We start from the raw sequence: 20513 nt of genomic DNA on the forward strand, positions 1-20513 counted from the left end.
AATCGATTATACCCTGCTTCCCATCCTCACGCAATAAGCAATCTCTTCCTGTTTTTTTCCATAGAGAAAGGGGCATTATCTGCCCCTGTGCTTCTCCTTTTTCTTTTGCTGTTTCTGATCAAACTTTTGCTGTGCTTTTGCCTCCCTTGCTTCCCGGGATAAAAGCTTCCGCTCCAGTTTTCCTTCTTCCTGCTGCAATTTCAGCGCCTGCTGGGATTTCGTACTGATTCCTGTGTTTTGGATCTGCCTGCGGACTTCCCGCAAAATCCGTTTTGGATTCTTACTACTTTCTTTTACAGCAGCTTCAACAGCCGGACTAAACCTCAGCCTGTAGTAATTCTTAAGAAGGAACTCATTTACCTCATAATCCCTGGGCTCCGGGCCGAATGTGACTTTGCTTACAAACAGTTTTCCATCCACTTCCCGCTCCAGAATGCCCACCCAAAAGGGCTCCTCAAAAAATACTGAAAATCCAACCGAAACCTTGTCCATAACAATTCCTCCTATTCTTGTTTCCACAAAGAACGGACGACCAGGAGGAGGGCTACTTAGAAACGATGAAAAACCGTTTCCGTCCGGACTACCAACCGGATCTCCATGGCAGATGCCATGGGCTGTGTTTTTATCTTTGCTTTCTTAATTATATCATTTCTGTGAAGAGAATAAAAGATTTTCATTTCCAATAACGGTCAGCACTTCATCCAGCAGAAGAAGACAGCCATCATAAATTGCTTTTATCCCATCGCTGCTTAGTCCGTCCACATGAATTCCGCAGATACAGACTGTGGTATGATTGGATCTGACCGCGATTTTTTCCGCGAAGAGCCTTGCCAGTACATCGTCTTTATGACCCAGACAGTTTAAGACGGATGAAGTCGTGCTTAATCCGTCTCCTGTCAGGCTGGCTCTTGGAATTGACAGAACGGTACTGCCAATATGAGGGAGATCTCCGCCGTACAGCAATACCGTCAGATCCTCTCCCATTGGTATGACGTCACATTGGATGCTGATTTGATCCACTACTTTTTTAAGCGTTATCATTGGATTCCCACCTCTTGAATCCGGGAATAAAAATCCCTGCAGCATCTAGAATTTTACATGCAAGATGAAAGTTTACGTCCTCCAGAGACTTTGGTCTGCTGTAATAAGAAATAACCGGAGGCAGTATGGTAACATTCTGCACGCCGGATAAATACTCCATATTTCTTAAATGAATCTGGCTGAGTGGAGTTTCTCTTGTCACTAATATGAGACGGCGTTTTTCTTTTATTGTCACATCTGCAGCCCGAAGCAGCAGATTATCAGAGTAACCGTTTGCGATTCCTGCCACTGTCTTCATACTGCAGGGAACCACGATCATCCCTTCGGTCCGAAAGGTACCACTGGCTATGGAAGCACCAATATTTTTGCAGTCATAACACACATCTGCCAGTCCTGTAAATTCTTCCATCGACAGATCCGTCTCATGTAAGATCGTCTCCTCGCCGCCTCTGCTGATCACCAGATGAGTCTCATATTCCGGTATCTTTTTAAGTTCCTTTAAGCAAACCTCTGCCAGTGGGGCGCCACTGGCCCCACTGACAGCAAGTATGATCCGTTTCTTCTCCATAGGCTTATAACAGTCTCAAAATTACATGAGACCAGAAATAGGAAAACGGCATGACAAGTACCATGGCAGGCAGCATATTTGCTATGGGAAATGATTTAATCCCTGAAATACGAAGGCCGGTAGCCAGCATTAAAATGCCGCCGCATGCGGTAAAATCGTTGAGCATTTCCTTTGTTGTCATGGGCATGATAAAAGAAGCGCTGAGAAACAGCGTTAAAAGTACAATAAACTGGGGAACGCATACGGTGCACGTAATAAATCCAAGGCTTGCTGCAAAAATACCAGCTGTAAAAAAATCAAGAATTGACTTGGAGAACAGAATCGTATGATCTCCAGTCATTCCCGCCTGCAACGCGCCAAATATGCCGGTTCCGCTTGCGCAAAACAGGACGACGATGCTGACAAGCCTCTGCATGAACTCCTCCTGGCTTAACCCGGTTCCTTTTCCGGAAAACATCTTTGAAATAGGCGCCTGTACCTTCTGGGCTGCAGCTGTGATGCCCCATTCCAAATGAATCAGTTCACCGATTGCAGTTCCAATGATTACCGCAAACACAACGGCAGGAAGGTAGGTCAGTTTTACGATTGAAGCGATTCCCATGGACATGGAAGCGACTCCGAAGATCAACGTGAGGTTATCACGAAGATGACCAGGTATTTTATTTCCTAATAAAGCTCCGGCAGCGCCGCCTGTCAGCACTGCCAGACTGTTAACAATTACTCCGATTGGCATATGTATTCCTCTTATGTTTTAGTAAAAATCCAGTAACAATCTAGTTAATATCCGGCACCCAGTGGGAAGGATCTACATCCATAAACTTCGCCCGGCTAAAACGGCTTTTCTGATCAAATGGAACGGTACAGTCAAAGATGGTCTTGCAGGCGATTCCATGATCTCTTATGGAAGGTGAGATAGAGGGATCATTGGAGGGATCCAGCGGATGACAGCGTACTCCCGGAATACATATAATACCGGAATCTCCCTGCATACGGGTATTCATCGCCCAGATAACATCGTTGATATCAAAAGGATCAACATCCTCATCAACAAGAAATACATGCTTTAACTCACTGAATGCGGAGAACGCAAGCAGTGCAGCCTGGCGTTGTCTTCCCTCATCACTGGGAATCTTTTTACAGAACTGAAGAACAGCCATATATTTTCCGCCGCCGCTTGACGCACAGTATACATTTAACAGCTTTCCAGGCATGGCCTTTTCCACCATCTGAATAATGCTGGCTTCGGTTGGAATTCCCGCCATGCTTACATGCTCCTCGCTTGGTCCGATACAGGTCTGCATGATGGGATTGATTCTGTGGGTCACTGCTTTTACCTTAATAACAGGAAGCTCCGGGTTGGCAGGGCCTGTATAACCTGGAAATTCCGGCATGGCTTTTCCCGTGTTGGTATTCTGGTCCTCTCTTACCCGCACTCCGGGAAGGAGTTCCCCTTCTATTACATATTCTGCATTGGCAATGCAATTTTCATCTATGGTAATACAGGGAGTAAGTTCCACCGGCTCCTTGCGGATCGCCCCGGCAATCTCCAGCTCATTAAAACCCAGAGGAGTTGTAGGCGGTTCAAAGCAGGAAGCGATTTCAATGGCAGGATCCACGCCGATGCTGATGGAGATGGGGAGGGGTTTCCCAGCTGCCTCTGCTTTTTCACGGAAAACGCTTAAATGCCTGGCACCTGGTACAAAGTACATGGAGATTTCATCCTTACTCTGAATGCACAGGCGGTGAATGGTAACATCAGAAATCTTTGTTTCCGGATCTGAGGCGTAACACATTCCCAATGTTATATAAGGTCCTGCGTCTTCTTCTGTATTGGTTGGCGCTGGAACCAATTTACGTAAATCAAAATCAGAATCGGTGGCGTAATGAACCACTTCCTGGCATTTTGCTTCTTTCTGATCAATAACCACTGGCTTTATGGGGTGATTCACCGCTTCGTTTAGCATGTGCCCTAAACGCTCCGGTGCCTCATTCAGCAAATACCCTACTCGTTTCCGGCTTGCCAGTAATCCAATTGCCACTCTTGCCCCCTCATGACCGGTTACCTGATTAAATACCATAGCAGGGCCTTCTTTTGTGGGGCGCATAACGGTACCGCCGGCACCCACATGGCGGTAAACGCCGGAGAGTTCCGCATGAGGATGAACTTCGACATCAGTTTCAATGAGCTGCCCCGGAATTGACGCCAAAAGCTCCAGGGATGAACGCAAATCATTCACTTTAATTTTTGACATAAAAAAATCCTCCTTTCATCGTTGATCGGCCGATAAGTATACTATGCACTATATTGCGGCTATACAGTCAAGAGGATTTTTATGAAACTTGTTATATTATGTAGTTTTTTTCACCGGAATCTGCAGGCAGCAGTAATCCACCTCATGTTCGGAGTTGTAAAATGTAGTATCCAAAAGACATAAATCAAGAGCATCTCCGGTAATCTCATAGTTGCCGGACTCTGTCCATTTTTTTAGTGTATAAAAATCTTCCTTAAAATAAGGAAATGAATATTTGTACATACAGGCAAATGTTCCGCCTGGAATCTCCTCAACCCCTGGAATGTCATATTCTGCAGCAGGAAGTACTACAAAAATTCCTGCGCCTTTGTATAAATTCTCCGATTGAAACTGATTGCACCGGATGAGCGTGCCGAATCCGCTGGAAGGCATCGTCCCCCAGTCAAAAAGCAGATTCCAGGCTTTCATCAATGTGAGGTGAAGAACATCTTTACATGGTTCGGAAGGGAACGGGACAAACAGTACCTTTCTGGGTCCGATCTCCCTGATATGGGGAGTATTAATGGGATGCTCTTCATGAAGACTTTCATAAAACCGAATTCTCTGTTCTAAATGCATCCTGGTTCTGTTCAGTTCCTCAATCTGCTTATCAACCGAATCCTGCTGCAATTCCAGTAGATGGATCACGGAATCAGGGCTGCGGTTTTCAAAGCTTTTCTTAATATCCTCCAGCTTCACCCCAAATTTTTTTAACAGACAGATTTCCCTTAAAACAGGGATCTGAAAAACACTGTAAAACCGGTAACCGTGTTCGTTGATGGAAACAGGCTTTAATAGCCCGATATGATCATAATAAATAAGCGTCTGGCGGGTAAGGTGATGCAGCTTCGCCATCTCACTGATTGTGACAATTTCATCTCCCATAATGCGCTCCCCCTCCATTACAATGATTCAATTATTAAAGAATCCAGATTGTCCACACCATCCTTCCATGCCATGGAAATATCCTTATGTAAGGATAACGAAGGACCTGACTTGGAGTAAAAATTCAGAGTACAGGTAAAATGTGTTCTGCAATTATGCATGACCCATCTGCATTTATGGCTGTTTCCCAGCACTCTGCCATAAAACGCGGATAATTCCAGAATCGTATTCCGGCAATGTTCAAAGGACTCCCCCTGCTTTTCCAGAATAATTTTCTTTATTATCTGAATCGCATCTTCTGCTTTCATTTGTGATATATCCAGTTGATGCTCTGTTAAAAATTTTTGAGCCAGCAAATCGTGTTCTTTAAACAGCCTGAAATCATCTTCTTCCCTGAAATAATCATTTTCCAAAGGCGGTTTGGAAATTTTCTTAAAAAAATCCCGTCCATATTGTTTCAATATATCGGCATATGCTTCAATAGCTAGCTTATATTCTTTTAAAGTGGCACATGGAAAGCCATTCTCACTGCTGTCCGGCACAATATCCTCAATCCCATAACTGCTGCATCTGCCTGAATAAGAGTTAATAACCATAAACAGCCTCTTATCCCATCCCCTGGTGTAAAACTCAACCACCACTCTTGCTGTCTCTCCCTTACTGTTTTTAAATTTTCTTATGAACCAGCAGCTATTTATATTTTCACCAGAGACAAAACCCATGGGTATTAAAACATTTCCGATAATCTCTCTTGTTAATTCCTTTTTAGTCATAAATATATTCTCCTTTGAAATAAGCAAAACAGCGCAAGTATACGTTTAGAGAATGTTACTTTGGCTTTATTATATAATACTTATCATGGCAAACACAAGGGAATGCCGTTGAAAAAGTTACAAATATTAATAATTATATCCTTTAAGCTTATACCATGTTTCCTGCAAATACTCAACCAATAGGACGAAATTATACAAGTTAGGTTCCAAAATTAGCATGATAGTACGAAAAATGAGCCGGTGATATGCTCTCTTCCTGATTTGACTCGCCGCCCATTTTATGCTAGGATGTGCTTATCAATTTAGAATCAGAAAGGATTTACCATATGAACCTCATGAACCTTATGCAGCTGAAAGAGGCCTGGAGTATCTTTAAGGACAATCACCCGAAATTCCCCTTATTCTTAAAAGCAGCTTCGGAAAGTGCTTTAAAGGAAGGATCCATGATAGAAATCCGTGTCACATCTCCAGAAGGGAAAACACTGACTACCAACATGAAGCTGAAAGCCTCAGATCTTGAGCTGATAGAACAATTGAAATCATCTTTAAAATAGCAGGTTGTTGTTACTGGAAAGTTATGGTAGAATACTTTCAGGCCATGAAACAGTTATCGTTTCAATGGCAAAACAGGAGGAGTAAAGGCATGAAAAAACTAATCAAAGTATTTGTTGCTGCCTCACTTCTGTCAATCTCTGTTGCATCTACCGCAATGGCTGGAACCTGGAAACAGGGTTCCGATGGCTGGCGGTGGAAGGAAGACGATCATACCTATACAGCATCTGCCTGGAAGTGGATCGATTCTGATAAAGACGGAATGGCAGAGTGCTACTATTTTAATGAAGACGGAATCCTGGTAACCAATACCATGACTCCTGATGGCCGTACTGTGAATGAAGACGGCGCATGGACTGAGGATGGCATCGTACGCTTAAGAGCGGCCAACCCTTCCGTAGCCGTTCAGATGAAGAAAAAGGGAGCGCTTCTTTACCAGGATGCGGATAAGAAAAGTTCTTCTTTACCAGGGCAGGATATCAACGCTGATATTGCCATGAATTTATATTACGACTGGCTGCAGATTCCGGTTATTATGAATATGCAGATGAAATACCACGATATTAACACACCCAGCATGGAGTTTTTATCCAACAGCACGGTGAAGACTCTGGGTATGGAAAAGGTTGAGAGCTCCTTTTATACCGGGGGCTGTTATTACTCCAATTCCAAAGACAGCGGAAAGTTTAAGATGAAAATCGGATATGAAGATATGACAAAACATCTCACTCTTGGAGGTCTTACCGGACAGTTTTGGGGATTTTTAGACAACGTACAGATCGCACAGGATCAGGACGGAAACAGTGTCATGTTTTATACCACTGAGGCAGACGGTCTGGAACAGTATTTAACCAAATTTTACGATAAAGTATGGCCTACACTTTCCGATTCGGATTACAAAATCACTGGCGTGACCGGAAAAGCAATTATCAATCCGGATGGATATTTTTCCAAAGAACAGATCCTGATCTCCATGACTATTAACGAGGATGGAGAGACCATGGGACTGGATATGAGTGTGGATCTGGATTATAAAAATCCGGGACAAACGGTGGCAATTGCCTTTCCTTCCACGGAGGGGTTTGAGGAAGTGGTATATTAAAAAAGCGGAGGAAGTGGTTCATAAACGAACTGCTTCCTCCGCTTTTTAATTTTTTAAGCCAATATAAATATGTATCCGGCAACGCCCCTCTTCTGTCTTTTCGTACTCCTCAAAGTCACATACAAATGATCTTGACAGATCCATATTCCACAAATTCTGCCACACTTTTGCGACTGCCTCCTTACCCTCTCCCTCTGCAGTAAATTTTGCATACGTTCCGGCCGGTATGGTTTTGATTGTTATCCCGTCTGGCTGTCCTTCCGTTTTCTTAACCTCACATGCAGCCAGTACGCTGTAATCTTCAGTTTCTCTTCCCTCATACTCCGTATAAATCCCCAATGTCTTTTCATTAGCCTTATACAATACCGAAGAATAAGCACCCATAAACTGCGCCCACAAACCGCCGATTACATTTCCCATATCCGGCGCATAATTATTAGTTCTTGCTGACAGACCAGCCACCATCATATCTTTTAACTCTACTAACTCATACGTCATTTAATTTTCCTCTTTTCGATTTTATGAAGAAAATTATAACAAAGATAACATGACAGCTGACTGTCACTATTACTCCCTTTTTACCGCAAAAAACCTCATAAGAACGATTACCAGAATAAGCGGAAAGATAATGGCAGAAAAAATTCCGATTTTTAAATTGCTGCCAAATAATCCCGATACAATTCCAACGAGGGTTGGTCCTCCCGAGCATCCAAGATCACCCCCCAGAGCCAGGAATGCGAACATGGCAGTGCCTCCGCCCCGAATGGAAGCAGCGGCCAGGCTAAACGTCCCAGGCCACATAATTCCCACTGAAAAGCCGCAAAGTCCGCATCCAATCAGTCCCAGTACCGGATTAGGAGCACAGGTAATCAAAAGATAAGATGCCATACAAAGAACACCGCTGGCAGCCATGACTTTTTTCAGTTCCCATCTTTCCCCATACTGTCCATAGACAGCTCTTGATATCCCCATCATAAGTGCAAACAGCATGGGACCTGCCAGATCTCCAATGGTCTTCGTTACCCCCAGCCCCTCTTCCGCAAAGGCAGATGCCCACTGGCTGACTGCCTGTTCACTTGCTCCCGAGCAGACCATAAGAAGCAAAAAGACCCAGAACAGCTTGTTTCCAATTAATGCGGCAAAGGACATTCCTTCCTCCCCTTTTGAAAGAGAAGCAATGGGCACACGGAAAAATAAAACCATGCATACAGCCGGCACAATTGCCCAGAAAACCGCCAGTATCTTCCAGTTTCCGATTCCGAATAACCGGAAAAATAAGGTTGAAATCAGAACAACTCCCACATGCCCCCAGCAATAGAAGGAATGGAGCATACTCATGGCTTTTTCTTTATTATCTGTGGGACATGCTTCCACAATGGGACTGACAAGTACCTCCAAAAGCCCGCCGCCGATGGCATAGATAATAACTGCCAGCAGCAGCCCAACCCAGGAAGCAGAAACAATTCCCGGCAAAACGGTAAGAAGAATCAGTCCTGCTGCAGCCATAAGGTGTGCGGTAATCATGGAAATCCGGTATCCCACCCGATCTATCACCGCAGCCGATAAAAGATCCACCAGCAGCTGAACACCAAAATTTACGGTAACAAGAAGCGTAATTCTGGATAGTGATATTCCATACTCCCATTGAAAATGCAGAAACAAAAGCGGCACAAAATTATTGACAATCGCCTGGACAATATAGCTTAGAAAGCAGGCATAAACAGTACTTTTATAATTTTCCTTCACGTATTCGGCCCTCCCCTGTAATATGATTGTATTATACTGCAGTTGACAATTCAAATCTTGCAATTTACCGCCAGCTTATGGTACAATTTAGCCGATCACAAAAAGGAGAACGCTCTATGCAAAGCACAAAAATACTGACCGACGAATCCATGATGGAGCTGGTCTCCCATGGTTTTGCAGACTTTCCGTTTCAATACTACTACGAAGATGTTGGAAAGTTTGACAACCGCTGCATTGACTGGCACTGGCACCGGGAATTTGAACTGGTATCTGTGAACGAAGGAATGGTACATTGTTCCATCGGAAACATTCATTACATACTGGAACCCGGCGACGGTGTCTTTATTAATTCCGGTGTTATGCACCGCTTTTTATCAACCGGAACCGCAATTATACCAAACGTACTGTTTGCTCCGGAATTTATAGCCCGGGAAGGAAGCACTATTTATGAAAAATTCATTGCTCCCTTTTTATTTTCCGGCATATCCCACTTTGTTTTAAGAGGGAGAAATCCATGGCAAAGCCATTTACTTTCCATTTTGACAGATCTGTACAAGCTATGCGAAGATCAGACAGCAACCTGGGAGCTTCATGCACATGCACTGGTCTGCCAAATCTGGTCCATCCTGTATTTACACAGGGACGAATTTGCCACCATGGAAAACGCAGGGGTCAACCGCCTTTCCCAGGCCCGTTTCAAACGAATGACCCATTTTATTGAGCAGAACTATGAAAAGAGACTGACTCTGGAAGACATCGCCCAATCGGTGGGAGTCAGCAAAAGAGAGGCACTCCGCTGTTTCCAGTGTTCCGTACCTCTCTCTCCAATTGAATATTTAAATAAATACCGGTTAACTCAAGCCAAAACCCTGCTTCTTCACACAGACCGTTCCATCACTGATATCGCAGAAAGCACCGGTTTTGAAAGCACCAGCTATTTCGACCGGCTATACAAACGGGAATATCACATGACCCCCGGCCGCCACAGATCCGCTTTTGTGCAGGCAAATACAAAAAAAAATGATACCGGTCAGGCTTCTTCCAAAAAGAACACTGATAAAAAAGAGCAGGAAATACAACAGAACCAGGATAAAACAGATTTCACCTGCCAACCGGTATCTGACTAATCGGATCCCTTTTGCCCATTTATAAAAATAATAGGATATTAAGCCAATTCCCATGGATCCGACCAAAATCGGCATCCATGCCATGAAAAGAAGAATAAGATTCATTGTACTACGCTCCGGCACTTTCTCCTCTTATCTTCCCCTTTTTATGCCTTAATAATCCAGTTTCTGTCAGAATTGCTTTTTCTTCATGATATTGACAGAAATAAGATAAGATCCATAAACTGCTGCCAGACTGATCAAAAGCAGAACTGTTATGACTGGCCCTGCTGCAAACGACGTTAAAGCTGCAATCACGGTTGATAAATCCAATTGAAAAGTCTTTGCCGCCTTCACCACAATGAATCCTGCGGCAAAGATTAATCCGATTATAAAAATCAAAACAATTCTACCTTTTTCTGTTCCGAATTTCAGCTGGACCGGAACTACTACAGCCATGAACAAGAGGGACATAAAAAGATACAAAAGCGCCGTAATCAAAAGTTCCAGCGTGCCTGCTCCTCCTCTCACAAAATTCATGATAAGTGCAATTACGGTCACAATAATACAGGCGGAACCTCCCGTCACAAATCCGAATACATATTTCTCCGCTGCATATTGATTCCTTGTAATTGGAAGGGTGAATAAAAAAGCATATCCATTGTCAAATTCATCGTAGCTGATGGAACTTAGTGTGAACATGGTAAAAATTAAAGTCACATAATTAATCACAAAAACAGAATTAACACCTACCAGCAGCATTCCTGCTGACATAAAGAAGATGAGCAGAAAAAAACGCTGCTGGTTTTTCAACAAAAGTAAATCTTTTATCAACAACCCTTTCATAACCGTTCCCCCCTTATCATCATGGTAATCACTTCATCAACACTTCCCTTTTCCATTACAATCTCCGGCTGGCTTTCCCGGTAAAATCCAATTTTATCCGTAAGAAGACGATATCCGTAAGCTTCTTTTTTCCTTCGAAGAATATATCTTTTATCCAACTTCTGTTCTTGTTCTTCGGTTACTTTCAAAAGACCATAACTTCCTAAAAGTACATCCGTCTCTTCATGCAAAACAATATTTCCATGATCAATCAGATAAAGATCATCACAAAGCTGCTCTAAATCCGTTGAAATATGGGAACTGATCAAAATAGACCGGTCTCCCGGCTCCATATACTCCCGAATAGAATCAAGCAGCTCCTCTCTGGCAAGGACATCAAGTCCCGCGGTAGGTTCATCCAGTATAAGCAGTCTGGCCTCATGAGACATGGCAGCCAACACTTTCACTCTGGCCTTCATTCCTGCAGAAAGATCCTTTCCCCTCTTATTCAGGGGCAGACCAGATTCTCTGCATTTTTTAAAAAACCGGTCCTGATCAAACAACTGATACATATTTTTCATAATTCTGGCAATATCCTGAATTGTTAAATACCCGCTGAATCCAGAGTCTGCCAGAACCACTCCCATATCCTGTCTTTCCTTCAGGGACAGCTGACTGAACGGCTTATCAAATATCTTCACTTCACCCCGATCTAAGGTAAGTAGTCCCAGAGCCGATTTAAACAACGTGGTTTTTCCTGCACCATTGGTTCCAATCAGTCCGGTTATATATCCTGACTGCAGTTTAAGAGAACAGTTCAGTGTAAAATCTCCATACGTTTTCTGAATATTATCCATTTCTAACAACATGTTTAATCCTCCAAAATCAAATAAAACAAATCCGTCAGTTCCTCATCCTTCATTCCGCAGCTTCTGCCCTTACGGATTGCCGACTCCAGTTCGGCCTCAACCTCTTTTTTCTTTTCTTCCAGCATGAATTCCTGGCTGGCATAAGCGATAAAGCTTCCTTTTCCATGAACAGTGACAATAAAACCCTCCTGTTCCAGAATGTCATATGACTTTTTAACTGTTAAAGCACTGATGCGCAGTTCTTTTGCCAGAGTACGCACCGATGGCAGATTTTCTCCTTCTTTTAACGTTCCCTGCATAACACCGCTCTTAATCTGCTCCGTAATCTGGTCATACAGGGGCTGCATGGATGAATTATTTATTATTATTTTCATTTCACCCCTCCTTGATAAACAGTATATAACAGTACATTACTGTTGTCAACTGTTATATACTGTTTATTACACTTGAAATATATTTATAAAATAGATTATTTATCCAGCAGATACTAAAGATGTGTGTAGTTTTGTAAATTATGCTATAATAAGTTTCGTTAAACCCAGGAAGGAGAAAATATAAATGAATCTATGTATCAGTAAAATTGCAGAAGAAGAAATTGAAGTATTACTTGAGCTATTGCGTGAAAAAGCAAATTGGCTTATTAAAATCGGAAAGCCTATGTGGAATCCTGAATACTTATCTAAGGAGGAATTTTTAAAGAAATATATTAACTGTGAAATGTTTATTGCACAGGAAAATAAAGAGGTAACAGGCGGATTTGTATTAGTAGAGAGTGACCGCTCATTTTGGAATAATGATGAAAATAAGGATTCTGCTTATTATATACATAAACTTGTAATCAAAGATGACTATACAGGAAAAGGATATGCGAAAGAGATAATAGAATTGATTAAGAAACACTCAATATCCCAGTGTAAAAATTACCTTAGACTTGATTGTTATGGAGACAGAGAATATTTAAATAAGTTATATCGTGAATGTGGATTTACTTTAAAACGGGAAATTCACGTAGAAGACGGTTTAAGTGCCTGTTTATATGAATTATCACTTGAAAAACAGGATGAATAGCCAAAATAAAAAAGGATACACAGGCTTTGAGGTATGATGTAACCCCTTCCTGTGTATCCTTTTTTCTAAACTGACTTCAGGTATTTCAGATTTTTAGCTGAAACTGGCCGATTAAGTCCTTCAGGTTCTGCGCCTGCCCTGCAAGTTCCTCGCTGGAGGCGGAATTTTCTTCTGCAGACGCCGCATTGTTATCTACTTCCATGGAGATTTTTCCAATTCCATGTTCAATCATTTTTACAGAATCCGCCTGATCTAAGGAAGCTTGTGCAATGCTGCGTACCTTATCCATGATCTGGCTGCTTTCGTTTGCTACGCCATTTAAATTACCGGCCGCCCGGTCCGCTATAACGGTTCCTTCTTCCACCGCATTTAACGATGCCTCGATTAAGTCGGAGGAATTCTTTGCGGCCTCTTTACTCTGACTTGCCAGAAGACTGACCTGACCTGCTACCACTGCAAACCCTTTTCCTGCTTCTCCGGCTCTTGCTGCTTCGATAGAGGCGTTTAATGCCAGAAGATTAGTCTGCATGGCAATATCATCAATGGTTACTATCATCTTGCTGATTTCCTGAGATGTTTTCTTAATGGTGCTCATGGCAGAAACCATTTCCTGCATATTCTGATTTTCCGTTGAAATATCCCGGGCAATCCGTTCCATCTCCAACTGAATTTCATTGGTCAGCTTGGCATTTTCACCAATCTGCTCGGTAATATGAGTCACTGACTCGGATAATCTTCCGGCAATCCCTGCCTGGTTTTCAGCCCCAACTGCCAGAAAACGGGCTGATTCGGATATCTGGCTGGAACCATCTGATACCTGATTGGCTGCCTCGTTAATTTCTTCAAAACTTCTTGAAATCTTTTCCGTGAAACAATGAAGCGACGATTCAATATTTTTAAAATCCCCGATGAATTCACTGTTGAAATCCACATTGAAATTTCCGCCCGCCATCTGTTCCATGGCGCAATCAATTTCCATAATATAGCTGCGAATCTTCTCCATGGATTCCCGTAAGCTCATGGCCGCCTGACCGATTTCGTCTTCTGATTCGTAAGCAATCGCCGTATGTAAATTACCTTTGGCAAACTCTCCTGCTGCATCCTGTATCTCTTTTAATGGAACGGCAATGGACTTGGTCAGACGTTTTCCCATGAGAAGTGCAATCATCAGAGAGATCAGGGAGAAAAACGCCAGACATGCTGTGGCAGCATTCTCAACTCTCTGACTGTCAGTATACTTTAAAAGAGCTGCTTCATCCGCCTGGGAACCGGTCTTATCCAGTGCATCCGCCAGTACTTCTGAAACATCATTGAAGGTAGTCTGGTAATATTCCACGGCTCCTTTTGTATCTCCCTTTTCCAGCATGGAAAGCAGAACACCGGTATCTTTCTGGAAATCGTCAAATGCCTGGTCCAATGTTTCTCCTGTCTGTTTATCCTTCAGATTCGCTTTGATGACAGCAATATATTTTACAATTTTCTCAAATCTTCCTTCTATTTCTTTCTTTTGCTCTGCAGTGACAGAAGCATCTTCCCGAATGGCAGCCCAAAGAATTCGTTTATTAATGGTCTGTACATCCTTACGGATCTCCATCTGTTTTTTCGTTGTTTCATATTGAATTCTGTAAAATGTTGACATGTTGTTCCCAATGCTGCGAAAACTGATCAGCGAAAATACTGAAGAAAGAAAAATAATAAAAACCAGAATTGCAAATACCCGTTTCAGCCTTGTTGAAATACTTAATTTTCCTGATTTTTTCATCTCTAGTCCCCACTTTCGATTTGTTATTTTGTTTCTAATTCCATTATAACAATCCGTCTTCTCAATGCCAACTTAATATTTATTCAGAAAAATAGCTGTAATCTTAACAAATTGTAAGATTACAGCTATCACCACTATAAATCGTATTCAAAACTAACCGAATTACTGGAAAGATCGAATATCATGTTCTCTCCTTTATACAGTAAAAACCTTCCACGAAGCAGATGCTCTTCCTTAATAAAGCGGCTCATTTCTCCCTGAACTGGCGCCCGCAGTTTATGAGCAAACCGCTTCTCATCCTTTCTGCTTTGATTGGAAAGAAATACTTTCAAAACAAAGGCTCCCTGTTTTATAATGACAGCCGTCTCCCGTTTGCTGACCACTCTGGCTCCCAGGTAAGTGGCAAACCGGTATTCTTTTCCCTGATACATGACGACACAGATACAGCCCTGAAACCGAAGTCCCAGCCATGGGATTTTGGCAATGGAGACCATGACGGAGGCATTTTCAGAAAATAAATTGCACTGAATCCAGAGGTAGCTTTCAGGAAACGATGTCCCTCTGTCTCCTTCTATATATCCCATTCCCCCGGCAAAGTCCACCACATCCCCGTTTAGTTTCACCTTTCCGGCCAGCCTGTGGGACATACTGATGATCTCATGTTTGCATTCCATAAAAGGCATGTACTGAAATGGGCCCATAATGGGATACCGGATTGGGGTAGTGGGTCCAAAACGAACTGCTCCTTTTAAGGAAAGGTCCTCTGTCTTTATATCCAGCCTGACGCCCCTGCGGGAAAAGATATTATTACCCAGTATAATCCTTTTCTGATTCCAGTCAATAAAAAAATCCTCTTCTTTAAAATCCAGCCAGCAGGCTTTTTCGTTCCATATGACCTGTAGAAATGGCAGGCGTTTACCTGTTCCATCTCTTATAAGCCCTGGAATCAGCGCCAGAACGGTGTTTCCACACTGCATTTTAAAATACCAGCCAATAAAGAATTTCCCTTTGGTTTTCCCTTCTGCCATTACCAGAACCCTCCTGTCTCCATGCTTTAATCATATGGTTGCCAGGAATGGGAAAACGTAGTCAGGAAATATATTACTGTACCTGTGCTATCCGGTTTACCACATCGATATAATCCTTGCAGTAAGTCTGATAAACAGTCATCACGGCACTGCGGAAACGGATCTGCTCCGCCGGGCTTAACTCTGTAACGATACAACCGGCTTTGATCAGACGATCCCTTACATTCTGCTCCCTTTCGGTAAAGATCTGGCGCTCATACGTTGCAGATTCTTCCCCGCATTGTTTGATTATTTCCCGGTCTTTCTCGCTTAACCTGTCCCAGGTTGCCTGGGAAGCAAGCTGCAGTTCCGGTATGCGGCTGTGGGCGTCAAGGGTAATGTATTTTGCCACCTCGTAGTGATTCATGGTTTCATAGGAAGGCCAGTTATTTTCTGCGCCGTCGATATAACCGGTTTCTAACGCTGCATACACATCGGAATATGCCAGCGGAACGGCTTTCGCTCCCAATGCCTCTACTACGGCTGCCATCATATCCGACTTTGCAACCCGGATTCTCATCTTTCGGATGTCCTCCACCCGTTCAATGGGACGTTTGGTATTATAAAAATGTCTTGCACCGGCATCATACCAGGATAAGGCAACTGCCCCGCTGCCTTTTAAATCATTCATAAACTCGTCTCCGATTTCACCGTCAAGAACCTTCCACATATGAGTTTCATCCCGGTAAAGATAAGGCAGCTGCAATACGTTGAATTTGGGATTTACATCAGTCAGAGTCATAATGGATACGCGGGCAAAATCAATTCCCCCATACTGAACCTGCTCCGCGATCTCATTTTCGTTACCCATTTCCCCTCCGGAAAAGACTTTTATCTTAATTCGTCCTTCCGTCCTTTCCCATACCAGCTCCGCAAACTTTTTTGCCCCCTGTGTTGTGGGATAATCATCCGGCTGGTTATCGGCATAGGTAAATACATATTCCGGAGCTTGTTCTCCGGAAGAGAAAAGAGAGTCTGACGGATTTTCTTTATGAAAAAAACTAAAAGAAGCCGTAATAACCGCTCCTGCCAAAAGGACTGCTCCCCCAATTTTTATACTACGTTTGTTCATTCCTGTACCCCCAAAACGCCTCCCCTGATTCCAGGGGAAGCGTCTGATATTTTATATAGTATGAACTGATTAAGGATTAATGATACTCTGAATTTCCTTATCATCCACATTTGTTTTATCCACCAGAATAACTCCGGTATCAACAGTTTTATCTTTAATTTCACCGCCATCAGCAATCTGAAGAGCAGTTTTAACACCGTCATAGCCCATGTAGAACTGGCGCTGAACAACAGAAGCTACATCGAACTTTCCGCTGCGGATCATGGTCTCGATCTCTGCAGAGAAATCGAATCCAACCATGGAGATATCGTCGCGTCCGGATTCTGTTAAACCAGTTACAAAGCCTACAGTAGAACCATTGTTAGGACCAAATACTGCCTTTAAGTTTGGATAAGTTGTAATGAAATCCTGGCAGAAACCAACTGCCTTGCTGATGTCACCGTCATTTACCTTGATGTCGTTGTTTAAAACCTTCCAGGACTTAGGTGCATTTGCATCCCAATACTCATTGAAACCTTTTACACGGTCATTGATTGTCTGGGAACCAGTGGAACCAACCTGAATTGCAATCTGTGCTTCTTCTGTCTCAGAAATTCCTCTGTTCTTTAAGCGGGCGATCAGTTCGTCTGCTGCTGTTTTTCCAGCTTCCACGTTATTTGTTAACAGAGCGGCGCTGTAGTTATCGCTTTTAATTACGGTATCTACCAGTACAACCGGAGTTCCTGATTTGTATGCTTCTGTAATTGGTGCATCTAAGGAAACGCTGTCAAGTGGAGCGATTACAATTCCGTCCGCCTGAGCAGATACTGCATTCTGAAGAAGGGTAAGCTGTCCTTCAATATCGGATTCCAGAGCGGTTCCGACTACAACTACATTACAGCCTAAGTCCTTGCCTGCCTTCTCCGCTCCAGCCTGAAGAACGCTCCAGTACTGGTTTCCAAGTACCTTTACAATTACGTAAATGGTCTTTTCACCGGATTTTTTATCTGTCTTTGCTGCCTCTGTGGTCTTATCTCCAGCTGCTGCAGTGGTTGTTTCACCTGCTGCTGCAGTGGTTGCTGCTGTTCCGCTTGAAGATGTACTGCCACAGCCTGCAAGGCCAGTTACTGCCATAGCTGCCGCTAATACAACTGCTGCTAATTTACTCTTTCTCATTTTTTTCTTCCTCCTGAATTATATAGTTTTTTTTTTATTTTTTCAAGCCAAAAAACCGCTTGAGTGCCCCTAAATCACCGCTCTTCTTTGCTGTCTGGGAAGCAACTGCAATCAATAGGATAATTCCTACGATAACCTGCTGCCAGAAGGAGTTGACACCGTTTAAGTTCAGTCCGTTCCGGATTACACCCATCATCAGCGCTCCGATTACTGTATTTAAAATGGTTCCTTCTCCTCCTAAGATGGAGATTCCACCAAGTACGGAAGCTGCAATTGCCTCCATCTCATATCCGTTTCCGGCTGTCGGCTGTGCACTGGAAAGTCTTGAAGCTACCAGGATACCACAGATTGCAGCGGATAAACCGGAGATGCAGTATGCAAACATACGTGTTTTTACTGCATTGATGCCGGAAAGCTTAGCTGCCTCAAGGTTGGAACCGCAGGCATAAATCTGACGTCCAATGCGCATCTTTGCAAGTACTACTCCAAGAATTAATGCATAAACCAGAGTGATAATAACGCTGTATGGAAGACCGGTTCCGCCGATTCTTCCGCCTCCCAGAACATAGAACTGTTTCTGAACCTGCTCGGAAGGAATATTGGTTGTATAAAGAGGTGCTCCGTTCACCAGTACGTTGGCCATACCACGGTATACCCACTGGGTTGCAAGAGTTGCAACGAACGGTACAACACCAAGTATCTCGATAAAAAATCCATTCATAATACCGGTCATAATACCCATGGTCAGACAGAGTATAATGCACAGCCACAGAGGCAGTCCCTGCATTAAAAGCGCTACCATAATAATACCGGACAACGCCATGGAAGCACCTGCTGATAAATCGTTTCCGCCGCATACAAGGCAGAAAGTCAGACCGCAGCCGATAATCGTATAGGTTACAATCTGCTGCAGAAGGTTCTGTAAATTAGCCGGAGCCAGAAACTTTGCCGGCTGAAGAAGTGAAAACAGAACAAACAGTCCGATCAGGATTCCGATAGAAAAGATCGCCCGGCGTGTTGCTGCATCAAGTTTTCCAAATGAGCCGGCTTTCTTCTCCTGTCCCTTTGCTTTTAAGTTCATCATTCTTAATCTCCCTTTCTATTTCCCACACCTAACGTAGGCGCCGGTTTTCCTTCAAGTTTGTTATAGCCAGCCGCCAGATACAAGATCTCTTCCTGGGTGGTTTCTTTCGCATTCAGTTCTCCGTTTATTTCTCCCTGATGAATGACTAAAATACGGTCACTCATTCCAAGAATCTCAGGAAGCTCGGAAGATATCATGATAATGGATACACCCTGGTCGCTTAGCTGGTTAAACAGTTCGTACACCTCATATTTGGCACCAACGTCAATTCCTCTGGTCGGTTCATCTACAATTAAAACTTTAACATCGTTGCACAGCCATTTTGCAAGAACTACCTTCTGCTGGTTACCACCAGATAAGTTCCCGCAAAGCTGATGGACGCTTGGCGTTTTTGTGCGAAGACGTTTTACGTATTTCTCAGCATTGATCAGTCCTGCCTTGTCATCGATGAATCCAAAACGGGTGATGTTTGGAAGATGAGCCATGTTGGTATTGTATTTGATGTCCAGTCCAAGAGCCAGTCCGTCTCTCTTTCTGTCCTCTGTTGCGTATCCGATTCCATGCTTGATTGCCTGAATAACGGAATTAACCTTAATCGGCTTTCCTTCCATTATCAGTTCCATGGAATCCGGCTGGTCCGCTCCGAAGATGCAGCGCATCAGCTCTGTTCTTCCTGCTCCTACCAGACCTGAGATTCCAAGAATCTCGCCTTTTCTTACACATAAATAATCGGCATTGACTTTCGTTCCTCTTCTGACATTTTTTGCCTCCAGAACAATATCGCCGATTTTTCTTGTATGCTTGGGATATTTATCATCCAGGGAACGACCAACGATCATATTAACCAGTTCGTCCATGGTGATTTCGTTTAAGTTCCTGGTTCCGATATACTGACCGTCACGGATAATGGTAACCCGTTCACAAATCTGATTTAACTCCGCCATACGGTGGGAGATATACACCATTCCAACTCCCTTTTCCTTCAGACGTCTGATAATACCAAACAGCTGGTCGATCTCTTTTTCAGTCAACGTTGCTGTCGGCTCATCAAGAACCAGTATTTTTGAATTGAAGCTGATCGCCTTCGCAATTTCCACCATCTGCTGTTTGGCGATGCTTAAGCTGCCTACCATTGCATAGGTGTTTATATCAATCCCAAGATCGTCGAGAATTCTCTGAGCCTCCTCGTGCATCTTTTTGTCATCGATAAAGATTCCTTTTTTGTGAGCTCTGCCAATGAAAATATTATCTGCAACGCTTAAATGACCGCACATATTTAATTCCTGCATGATAATACTTACTCCAAGATCATGGGCTTTGGCCACAGAATCAATTACTACTTTCTCTCCTTCGATAAAGATTTCTCCTTCATCCGCCCGGTGAACACCGGACAAAATCTTCATCAGGGTGGATTTTCCAGCACCGTTTTCACCTACCAGTCCCAGAACTTCTCCTTTATTTACAGACAGACTTACTTTATCGAGAGCTTTGACTCCAGGAAAGCTTTTGCTGATTCCGTCCATTCGAAACAATTCCTGTCCCATGCC

Annotated in this window: 22 protein-coding genes; 4 read left to right on the plus strand and 18 right to left on the minus strand. The window is 43.2% G+C overall.

From position 1 onward, the window contains the following. Positions 1 to 75: 75 nt before the first annotated feature. From BXY41_RS11850 to BXY41_RS11880, 7 genes are all read right to left on the minus strand, one after another. On the minus strand, positions 76 to 492 hold the full coding sequence (locus BXY41_RS11850) for a YjdF family protein (RefSeq protein ID WP_104437045.1): 417 nt from the start codon (positions 490 to 492) through the stop codon (positions 76 to 78). Positions 493 to 645: 153 nt separating this feature from the next. Further along, entirely contained in the window at positions 646 to 1041 is a 396-nt protein-coding gene (gene lpdD / locus BXY41_RS11855; RefSeq protein WP_104437046.1) for a prenylated flavin chaperone LpdD, read from the minus strand. Next, the gene (locus tag BXY41_RS11860) at positions 1028 to 1609 is read right to left on the minus strand and encodes a UbiX family flavin prenyltransferase (protein WP_104437047.1); all 582 of its coding nucleotides are present in this window, start codon (positions 1607 to 1609) and stop codon (positions 1028 to 1030) included. The genes lpdD and BXY41_RS11860 overlap by 14 nt, the downstream gene beginning before the upstream one ends. 4 nt (positions 1610 to 1613) lie before the next feature. Then, a complete protein-coding gene (locus BXY41_RS11865; protein WP_104437048.1) occupies positions 1614 to 2342 on the minus strand; it encodes a DUF554 domain-containing protein in 729 nt (242 codons plus the stop codon). A gap of 40 nt (positions 2343 to 2382) precedes the next feature. Next, on the minus strand, positions 2383 to 3861 hold the full coding sequence (locus BXY41_RS11870; RefSeq protein WP_104437049.1) for a UbiD family decarboxylase: 1479 nt from the start codon (positions 3859 to 3861) through the stop codon (positions 2383 to 2385). A gap of 96 nt (positions 3862 to 3957) precedes the next feature. Beyond that, positions 3958 to 4785, minus strand: a complete 828-nt coding sequence (locus BXY41_RS11875; RefSeq protein WP_170072324.1) for a MerR family transcriptional regulator — start codon at positions 4783 to 4785, stop codon at positions 3958 to 3960. Between the two features lie 17 nt (positions 4786 to 4802). Then, on the minus strand, positions 4803 to 5558 hold the full coding sequence (locus BXY41_RS11880) for a hypothetical protein (RefSeq protein WP_104437051.1): 756 nt from the start codon (positions 5556 to 5558) through the stop codon (positions 4803 to 4805). A 326-nt stretch (positions 5559 to 5884) separates the two neighbouring features. On the opposite strand from BXY41_RS11880, the gene BXY41_RS11885 reads away from it, so the two are divergent. Both BXY41_RS11885 and BXY41_RS11890 read left to right on the plus strand, forming a co-directional pair. After that, a complete protein-coding gene (locus tag BXY41_RS11885) occupies positions 5885 to 6112 on the plus strand; it encodes a hypothetical protein (protein ID WP_104437052.1) in 228 nt (75 codons plus the stop codon). A gap of 89 nt (positions 6113 to 6201) precedes the next feature. Beyond that, entirely contained in the window at positions 6202 to 7212 is a 1011-nt protein-coding gene (locus BXY41_RS11890) for a hypothetical protein (RefSeq protein WP_104437053.1), read from the plus strand. 45 nt (positions 7213 to 7257) lie between these two features. Here the strand turns inward: BXY41_RS11890 and BXY41_RS11895 are convergent, their stop codons facing one another. Together BXY41_RS11895 and BXY41_RS11900 are read right to left on the minus strand one after the other, a co-directional pair. Continuing rightward, positions 7258 to 7710, minus strand: coding sequence for a GyrI-like domain-containing protein (locus tag BXY41_RS11895; RefSeq protein ID WP_104437054.1), 453 nt, complete (start codon positions 7708 to 7710; stop codon positions 7258 to 7260). Between the two features lie 69 nt (positions 7711 to 7779). Continuing rightward, a complete protein-coding gene (locus BXY41_RS11900; RefSeq protein WP_104437055.1) occupies positions 7780 to 8958 on the minus strand; it encodes an MFS transporter in 1179 nt (392 codons plus the stop codon). 116 nt (positions 8959 to 9074) lie between these two features. Between BXY41_RS11900 and BXY41_RS11905 the strand changes: the two genes are divergently transcribed. Next, a complete protein-coding gene (locus BXY41_RS11905) occupies positions 9075 to 10085 on the plus strand; it encodes an AraC family transcriptional regulator (protein WP_170072325.1) in 1011 nt (336 codons plus the stop codon). A gap of 171 nt (positions 10086 to 10256) precedes the next feature. On the opposite strand, the gene BXY41_RS11910 is transcribed toward BXY41_RS11905, so the two are convergent. From BXY41_RS11910 to BXY41_RS11920, 3 genes are read right to left on the minus strand one after another with little or no spacing between them, the layout of a single operon-like run. Beyond that, positions 10257 to 10910 carry an ABC-2 transporter permease gene (locus BXY41_RS11910; RefSeq protein ID WP_104437057.1) on the minus strand — a complete coding sequence of 218 codons (654 nt, stop codon included), beginning with the start codon at positions 10908 to 10910 and terminating at the stop codon, positions 10257 to 10259. Further along, positions 10907 to 11755 carry an ABC transporter ATP-binding protein gene (locus BXY41_RS11915; RefSeq protein ID WP_104437114.1) on the minus strand — a complete coding sequence of 283 codons (849 nt, stop codon included), beginning with the start codon at positions 11753 to 11755 and terminating at the stop codon, positions 10907 to 10909. Before BXY41_RS11915 ends, BXY41_RS11910 begins: the two co-directional genes overlap by 4 nt. 5 nt (positions 11756 to 11760) lie before the next feature. After that, positions 11761 to 12132 carry a GntR family transcriptional regulator gene (locus BXY41_RS11920; RefSeq protein WP_104437058.1) on the minus strand — a complete coding sequence of 124 codons (372 nt, stop codon included), beginning with the start codon at positions 12130 to 12132 and terminating at the stop codon, positions 11761 to 11763. Positions 12133 to 12316: 184 nt separating this feature from the next. Here BXY41_RS11920 and BXY41_RS11925 point away from each other — a divergent pair, with 184 nt between their 5' ends. After that, positions 12317 to 12826: a GNAT family N-acetyltransferase gene (locus BXY41_RS11925; protein ID WP_104437059.1), complete on the plus strand. Its 510-nt coding sequence runs from the start codon at positions 12317 to 12319 to the stop codon at positions 12824 to 12826. An 85-nt stretch (positions 12827 to 12911) separates the two neighbouring features. Here the strand turns inward: BXY41_RS11925 and BXY41_RS11930 are convergent, their stop codons facing one another. The 6 genes from BXY41_RS11930 to BXY41_RS11955 all read right to left on the minus strand — a co-directional run bounded on the left by BXY41_RS11930 (position 12912) and on the right by BXY41_RS11955 (position 20510). After that, positions 12912 to 14588 carry a methyl-accepting chemotaxis protein gene (locus BXY41_RS11930; RefSeq protein WP_104437060.1) on the minus strand — a complete coding sequence of 559 codons (1677 nt, stop codon included), beginning with the start codon at positions 14586 to 14588 and terminating at the stop codon, positions 12912 to 12914. 134 nt (positions 14589 to 14722) lie between these two features. Then, positions 14723 to 15616 carry a tocopherol cyclase family protein gene (locus BXY41_RS11935; RefSeq protein ID WP_104437061.1) on the minus strand — a complete coding sequence of 298 codons (894 nt, stop codon included), beginning with the start codon at positions 15614 to 15616 and terminating at the stop codon, positions 14723 to 14725. Between the two features lie 73 nt (positions 15617 to 15689). Further along, entirely contained in the window at positions 15690 to 16727 is a 1038-nt protein-coding gene (locus BXY41_RS11940) for a TRAP transporter substrate-binding protein (RefSeq protein WP_104437062.1), read from the minus strand. A gap of 69 nt (positions 16728 to 16796) precedes the next feature. Continuing rightward, positions 16797 to 17882 carry an ABC transporter substrate-binding protein gene (locus tag BXY41_RS11945; protein ID WP_104437063.1) on the minus strand — a complete coding sequence of 362 codons (1086 nt, stop codon included), beginning with the start codon at positions 17880 to 17882 and terminating at the stop codon, positions 16797 to 16799. Positions 17883 to 17916: 34 nt separating this feature from the next. Beyond that, a complete protein-coding gene (locus BXY41_RS11950) occupies positions 17917 to 18966 on the minus strand; it encodes an ABC transporter permease (protein WP_104437064.1) in 1050 nt (349 codons plus the stop codon). A gap of 2 nt (positions 18967 to 18968) precedes the next feature. Further along, entirely contained in the window at positions 18969 to 20510 is a 1542-nt protein-coding gene (locus BXY41_RS11955) for a sugar ABC transporter ATP-binding protein (RefSeq protein WP_104437065.1), read from the minus strand. Positions 20511 to 20513 lie beyond the last annotated feature (3 nt).

The organism is Lacrimispora xylanisolvens (genome assembly GCF_002934545.1).
Taxonomy (GTDB): domain Bacteria; phylum Bacillota; class Clostridia; order Lachnospirales; family Lachnospiraceae; genus Lacrimispora; species Lacrimispora xylanisolvens.